Origin of the sequence: Sphingopyxis sp. (genome assembly GCF_040216815.1) — a bacterium.
GTDB lineage: Bacteria > Pseudomonadota > Alphaproteobacteria > Sphingomonadales > Sphingomonadaceae > Sphingopyxis.
Window position 1 is genome coordinate 66689 of the sequence record NZ_JAVJOJ010000010.1, and the last position, 7941, is coordinate 74629.

The window sequence follows — 7941 nt, forward strand, 5'->3', positions numbered from 1 at the left end:
GTTGTTCCAGAAACAGGCGGGTCACGCCGTTGCCATCTGATGCAGGTCGAGCTCGACGGAGGGCGGCACGACCGCCGCCGCGTCGGGCGTCACATTCTGATCGAGCAAGGCCGCCAGATCGAATGCAGGGTTTTCGGTGTGGGCCATTTCGACCCGAGCCGGACCCGCAACGGCGTCGATCAACCGGTCGATCGCATTGCCCGCGTCCAGCACCTCGGCAAGAACCGCCGTGGCGGCGGGGTCCTGCGCCGACACCGACGCCGCTTGCGCGGCCGCGGCTTCGGCCGCGGCAAGGCCCAGCATCAACAGGCCGTCCATCGCCGACGCTGTTCCCGCAGTCGCCGACGGCGCATCGAAAAGGGCGTCCGTGGATCCGCCGTCCTTCGCGATCATATCCTCGCCGCGCCAGCCGTAATCACGACTGTCGGCGATCGACGCATTGACCTGGAATGCTGTGTCGGCGTGGTGCGCCGCCGTATCGACGGCGCGCGCGGCGGCGGTCGCAACAACCGTGCCCTGGTCAAGAAGAACGGTCGAATCGGCCGTTTCGGCAGCAGCGGCGGGCGCTGCGGCTTCATCGACCGTCCGCGGCAAGAATTCGTCCTCTGCCACGCTCCTCGGCGACACGCGTTCGTCGGCCTGTGCCCCCTGTGCCATGGTGATCAGCGAAGCGGCGACCAATGCGTCGGTGAGCAACATCGCCGTCGCCGGTCGATCCTGCGTCCTGGCTATGCCCGTGTTGGCAAAAGCCGCGTCGGCCACGATCCGGACCGTGCCGTCAGCCAGCGTATAGCTGCTTTCACCAAAGACATGGACGTCACCGTTCGCTGTCGTATGAGGCCGCCCGTCCGAAACCAGGTTAATCGAGACGATACCCGCCTGATCGAGCGTGCGGAACTCGCCGTCATCGGCGACGCCATTGCTGTTGGCATCCTGCCACACGCCAAAGCGCGCGAAATCCGCGTCATGACGGTCGAGCACGCCGTCACCATTGCTGTCGAACCGCGCCGCGAGGCCCTGAAGATCGGTCAGGCCGTTGCCGCCAAAGACGATTTCGGTCCCGTTATCGACGCGGCCGTTTCCATTGGCGTCGAACGCGAGCAGACCATCGTTGGGGCCGACCCATGCCGTTGTCGATGCATGTCCATCGCCGGCATAATCGAACGTCACACCGCTGGCAGCCGACAGATATTCGATCCCATCGCCGTCAAGGTCGAGCACCACGGGCGGCGGAGCGGGATTGGCGGTGATGTTGATGTCGGCGAGCGCCGAGGTGTCGCCGTCGCCGTCGATGACGGCCACCGGGACGGTGAAAGGCACCGGGTCGGTGGTCGTTATCGCCGAGGCGCCGAAATCGCCAATCCGGAAATCCGATCCGGACACATATGTGATCTCCATGCTGTTGTAGCCGTCGGCGGTGAACAGCGCGACCTGGGTGTTCGTGACTATGCCCGAAATCAGCACTTCGCCGCCGACGAAGGTGACGGTGTAATTCTGTCCCCCCACCGTGACGGGCTGCGGAGTGGCCGAGGCGTTGACGGTCACCGTCTGCGCGCCAAAGCGGATTGCCACCGCCGTAATCGGATCAGCGGCGCCATCGCCGACCGCGTCATTGCCGTCGGGGTCGTCCTTTGTCGCGAAGCGGACGGTCGAACCGCTGGTCGAAGCAAAGACCGCCGAAGCGCCATTGACCACATAATGATCACTGAAACTGTGGTTGCGGTTCGCCGGCACCTGATAGCCTGCGCCGCCGCTCGCCGGGTTGCCCAGAAGGTCGATGACGAAATCGATCCGCATCCCTTCGCCCGTACCGATCGCACCGCCGCCGCCGCCGCCGCCGATTCCGCCCGAATTGGCGTTGGTGTTGACCGTCTGCCCATTGGGGCCGATCGGGGTCAGCAGAATATCCTTGCTGTCCGCTGTTCCGGCATCGCGGAAGAAGTTCCAGGCCGGATTGCCGCCCGAAAAATCATATCCCGCCGCGTTGAAATCCACTTCGGTCACGGCATCGAGCGGGCGGATGATCTCGACCCGATATTGGTCGGGGCTTCCCGCTGGCTGCAGGGTGATGATGAACACATCATCGCCGTTCGCTTTTTCGGCAGTCAGCACCTGGCCGCCGTTCGAGATGCTGTAAGTCAGCGGGGCCAGGCCCGAGGTCAGGTCCTGCGCCTCGAGCGCCGCAATGGTCGCGGCGGTGAAGATCACCTTGCCCCCGTCGCCTCCGAAATTATTGTCGACGTCGTTGTCGGCATCGAGGAACTGAAGCACCGACGCTCCGCCCACATTGGTCAGGCTGGTGCCGAACGGCGACACCGCGATCGGCGAATCATCCTCCAGCCCGATGGTCAGCGCGGTCGCATTTGTAACCGTCGTCGTGCCGTCGTTTACGCTCACCGGCACCACGAGCGACAGCGCATCTTCCTGCGTCGTATCGGGATGGTCGATCGGTCCCGACAGCGTCACGGTGAAGTTGCCGCTGTTGTTGATCGAAACGCTGATGATCGTTTCGGTCCCGACCTTGCCCAAGAGCAATTGCGGGTTGGTCGTGTCCCACACGACCGGCTGGCCGCCCGAGAATAGCGCCGTCGCCGGCGTACCGAGCGACACGGTCAGCGCATCGCCATCGACGTCGTTGACCGCGATCGTGCCCATGCGCACAGCGAGGTTGGTCGTATCGACGGTGCCCATATTGTCGGGGAGACCGCCCGCCAACCCTTCGTCGGACACCGCGGTCGTCGCCGATCCGATCGTCGGGGCATCGTTCGCGCCGTTGATCGTGATCGTCAGCGTCGTCGTCGACGTGTCGTTATCACCATCGGTGATCGTATAGGTGAAGGTTTCGGTCAGCGTGTCGCCAACGCCCAGCGCCTGCACGGTCCCGTTCGCATTGTTGAGCGTATAGGTATAGCCGCCATTGGCGTTCAGCGTCAGCGTGCCGTAGCTTCCGGCGAGCGCCGAGCCGACATTGCCCGATACGGCGGTCGGCGACATGCCCGCTGCGACGCCGGTTACGGCCGCGCCGTCGGCTCCCTGGGTATCGGCGCTGCCCGGCGAATTGGTGGTGCCGACGCCGGTGATCACATTGCCCGTCGCGTCGCCAGGTGCATCCTCCGTCACGCTGTCGGTATCGGGGCGCGCGGTCGGCAGGTCGTCCGAAATCGTGACCGTCACGCTGCCCGTCGCCGTGTCGCCGTCGGCATCGGTCGCGACGACCCCCACCGAACCCAGATTCACAAGATCATCGACATCGATGCCCGTATGACCGTCGTAATTGTCGTTGAGCGTCGCGGTGATCGTCGCGCTGTCGCCGCTGCGCACGAGGTCGAGCGTCACGACCAGGCGCGCGCCATCGGACCCGGTGATCTGGGTGTCGGAGACACGCAGCCAGGTCAGCCCGCCGCCCAGCCCGGCAACGCTGTTCGCAAAGACGATCGAGGTGATCGCGTCCGAACCTTGCGTAAAGACAAGCGTATCACTGTCAAAGTCAGGGCCGGCCGGCGTCGATCCGTCGGCCAGATTCTGATCGTCGAGCGCGAGCGTGATCGAACCTGCATTGCCCGGACCATTCCCGTCGACAAGGCTGATCGCCTGCGCCGCGGTCGACGTGTCGCCATCGCCGTCGGTGATCGTATAGGTGAAGCCCGCATCGACCGGGGCGGCGTTGCTGACCGGATTCGGGTCGAAGCTCCACACCCCCGTCGCGGTAAAGCTGTATGTGCCGTTCGCCGTCACAACCACCGTCGTGCCGACCGCATTGATCGACGTGACGTTGCCGCCGATCGTCACCGAGGTGACGGTTGCACCGTCGGCACCCTGTACGTCGTTGGCGAGCAGATTGCCTCCGACCGGGGCCGCATCTTCGGCGACAACGATGGCGGGATCGGACGCGGCGGTGGGCACATCGTCGACGATGTTGATCGACAGGATGCTGTCGGTGTGATCGCCATCGGTATCGGTCAGATCGACGACGAAATCTTCGAACAGACTGTTCTCGCCCTGGATTCCGGCATGCGTTTCAGCAGCGTTCAAGGTGTAGCTATAGCTGACCTCGCCGGTCGCGGGATTATAGGCGGTAATGTCGAGCGTGTTGCCGAGCGGGGTGATGATCGTCGCGGGGGTGAAGACGCCGTTCGCAATCACCTGCGTGCCATGGATCGACAGATCAGCGACGCCGTCGGGCGCCGAAATGTTGAAGCTGCCGGTCGCCGTGAGCGATTCCTTCGCCGTGTCGGACCCTGCGGGCAGATCGTCCTCGTCCACCGTCGCATCGCCACCGTCCAGTTTCGGTGTCAGATTGGTGATCGTCACGCCATCGTCGGTGCCGGTAAGCGTGATTGTCAAAGTCGCAGGATCGCTGTCGCCGTCCTTGTCGGTCAGCGTATAGGTGAACACATCGGTCAGCGTCGCACCAGGCGGCAACGCGTCGATCGCCGCCTGCCCGGCCGGGGTCAGCGTATAGGTCTGCGTCCCGTCACCATTCAGCGTGATTGTGCCATAGCTTCCTGTCAGGCTGGCGAAGATGCGGCTGCCGACGCCGTCCGCGCCCGCATTGTCATTGGTATCGACGTCGAAGGTAACAGAGCTTGGCCCGCCCTCGGTCAGCCCCGCGGCATCGTCGTTCGCGACCGGCGCGTCGTCGCGGAAAACCAGATTCTGGCCGATGTTCGCGGTCGCGGTCGCGCTGTCACCGTCGCCGTCGGTAACGGTGGCGGTCAGCGTGATCAGATCGTCGGCGACGAGGCCGGTCGGCTGATCGACGCCGCTGTCGGGGGTATGAAGGACGGCGCGGAGCTGGTCGAGCGTCACCGTTCCGTTCGCCGCGACGCTCACGGTAAAGACGAGTGCATCAGACGTCACTGTGCGGCCTTCCACAACATTGCCATTGAGGTGCAGCACCACCGCCTCGTTGGTTGCGCTGTCGATGAGGCCGGTAGCGCCGACGCCAATGCCCAGCGTATAGGTCGTGTCGTTGGCGAGCGCCGCGCCGTCGGCACCGAATACCGGCGTAAAGACCGACGCAAAACTCGCCGGCGCATCGACGCCCAGCGCCGATTCATCGACCGTCAGCACCGGCTGCGTGCCGCTCGCAGTCACCGTCGGCGCGTCGTCGTCAAAGGTAATGCGGAGCGTGCCGGACGCCGTCGACCCGTCGCTGTCGATCACGGTGAAACCCAGCACGGCGGTCGCGTCATTCTCGTCGCCGCCCGGCGTGTGCAGCACATTGTCGAGCAGCGTCACCTTATAGGCCCCGGTCGTGGGATCGGTGAGCTCGACCGTGAAGAGCGCGCCGCGCGGGCCGGTACCGGTCAGCGTGTTGGTGCCCCCATTCCACGTCAGCTGGACCGATTCCTGGCCGATAGTGACGAACATGCCGTGCATCGCGGCAAAATTGACCGACCCCGCACCGTCGCCGCCGAAATCGAGATTGAGCAGGCCGCTGAAGGTCGCCTGATTGTTGTCGCCGTCGCTGTTCGCATCGGGCAGGTCGCCCGTCATGCTGGCAGGATTGCCGCCGGACAGCGCATCATCGTCGACCGACGCCTCGGTCTGGCCCGCCGTGGGCGCATTGGCGTCGACGATCGTGAAGCTGATCGGCGCGGTCGATATGTCGCCGTCGCCATCGGTCACGGTATAGGTCGCCGACGCGCTGCCCGTGCCCGCGACCGAGGCGTCGGCGGTAAAGCTGTAACTGCCGTCGGCCTTGATCTTGATCGTGCCGTCGCCAATGTCGATCGCCTGCGAAAAGCCGTCCATGCCGAAAACCAGCGTGGTGCCGTTGATCGCGGTAACGCTTGCCCCGTCGGCGCCCTGGATGAAATCGAGCGTGCCGGTGACGGTCGCGCCCTCGGCGACATTCTGATTCGCCTCGGCCGCCGCGGTCGGGACATCGTCGATGACCGTGATGTCGAGGCTGGCGTTGGCAGTCGACCCGTCGCTGTCGGTGACGGTGACGGCGAAGCTGTCGGTGACATTATCCTCACCCGCCGCCGGGTGCGTCAGCGTATTGTCGTCGAGCACATATTCATAGGTGAAAGTGCCGCCGATCACCGAACCGTCGCTGGCCAGGACGGAGGTGAAGCCGGTGATCGTCACCGTGCCGAGCGCGCTGCTCGTCGTGAGGCCCGGCGTGAAGACGCCGTTCGTCACGACCTGCGCGGAGCCGATCGTCACATTGCCAAGCCCGTCGGGAGTCGAAATCGTAAAGCTGCCCGGCTGGGTGAGCGCCGCGGCGTCGGGCGACGATCCGTCGGCCAGGTCATCCTCGTTGACGACCTCCTCGCCGCCCGCGACGTCGAGACCGGTGATCGTCACGCCATCGTCGGCGCCGTTGATCGTGATCGTCAGCGTCGCGCTCGACGGATCGCCGTCGCCGTCGGTGATCGTGTAGGTAAAGGTCTCGGTCAGCGTCTGCCCGGCGGACAGGCCCTGCACCGCCGTGTTGCTGTTATCGAGAATATAGGAATAGCTGCCGTCGGCGTTCAGCGTCAGCGTGCCATAAGTGCTGACGAGCGGCGCACCCACGGCACCCCCGGCCACCGCCGTCACGGTCGCGCCGTCGGCGCCCTGCGTGTCGGCGACGCCATCGCTATCGTTCGCGTCGCTCCCGCCGCTGCCCGTCAGCACATTGCCATCGGCGACAAGCGGCCCGTCCTCGGTCACGCTATCGACATCGGCGTTCGCCGTCGGCACATCGTCGACGATGTCGATGACCAGCGTGTCGGTGGCGGTATCGCCGTCGCTGTCGGTAACGACCGCTGTAAAGCTGTCGAATGTATTGTCGCCCGACGTGTTGGTGGTCAGCGTATAGCTGTAGCTATAGACGCCGCCGCTGACCATCACCGTCAGCACGCCGATGGGCGTCGTCACCGTGCCGCCCGCCGTCACATCGACGCCGTTGATCACCAGCGACGCGACGCTGTCGTTGCCCGTGGTCAGCGTGAAGCCGCCCGTCGCGGTCTCGCTGTTCGATGCGGCATTCGACCCGTTCGGCAGCCCCGCTTCATCGACGCTGTTGTCGGCGCCAAGGTCGATCGTCGGCACCGAATCCTTTGCCAGCGTCACCGTCACCGTCGCGGTCGATATGTCGCCGTCGCCGTCGGTGATCGTGTAGGTGAAGCTGTCTTCGCCTTCCTCCCCGGCGGTCGGCGTATAGGTGAAGGTGCCGTCGCCATTATAGACGACAACGCCCTTCGTCGGCGCGGCGGCGAGCGCCACACCGGTCGCCGCGTCGATGCCATCAGCGCCGCGGACATCGTTGGCGAGGACGTCGATGACGACCGGGGTATCCTCCGCCGCGCTTGCACTGTCGTCCGCCGCGGTCGGGACATCGTCGACGATGCGTACATCAAGGCTGGCATTGGCGATCGAACCGTCGCTGTCGGTCACGACGACCGCAAAGCTGTCGGTGACATTATCCTCGCCGGGGCTGGCGTGGGTCAGCGTATTGTCGGCAAGGACATATTCATAGGTGAAGGTGCCGCCGATCACCGATCCGTCGGTGCCGACGAGCGGCGTGAAGCCGGTGATGTTGACGGTGCCGAGCGGACTCGTCGCGGTGCCCGCGGTAAACACCCCGTTCGTCACGACCTGCGTGCCGCCAACGGTAACGTTGCCAAGCCCGTCGGGGGTTGAGATGGTGAAGCTGTTCGCTTGCGTCAGCGCGGCGGCGTCGGGCGACGAGCCATCGGCCAGGTCGTCCTCATCGACCGTAACCTCGGCCCCCACGGCGTCGAGACCCGTGATCGTCACGCCGTCGTCGGCGCCGTTGATCGTGATCGTCAGCGTCGCGCTCGACGTGTCGCCGTCGCCATCGGTGATCGTATAGGTAAAGGTCTCGGTCAGCGTTTCGCCCGCCGAAAGCCCCTGCACCGGCTGCGCCGCATTGTTGAGGACATAGCTGTAACTGCCGTCGGCGTTCAGCGTCAGCGTGCCATAGGC

General features: G+C 65.1%; 1 protein-coding gene. It reads right to left on the minus strand.

Annotated elements, in window-relative coordinates:
* Positions 1-21 precede the first annotated feature (21 nt).
* Positions 22-7941, minus strand: a 7920-nt coding sequence (locus RIA72_RS15060; RefSeq protein WP_350032888.1) for a beta strand repeat-containing protein, incomplete at its 5' end; no start/stop codon positions are given.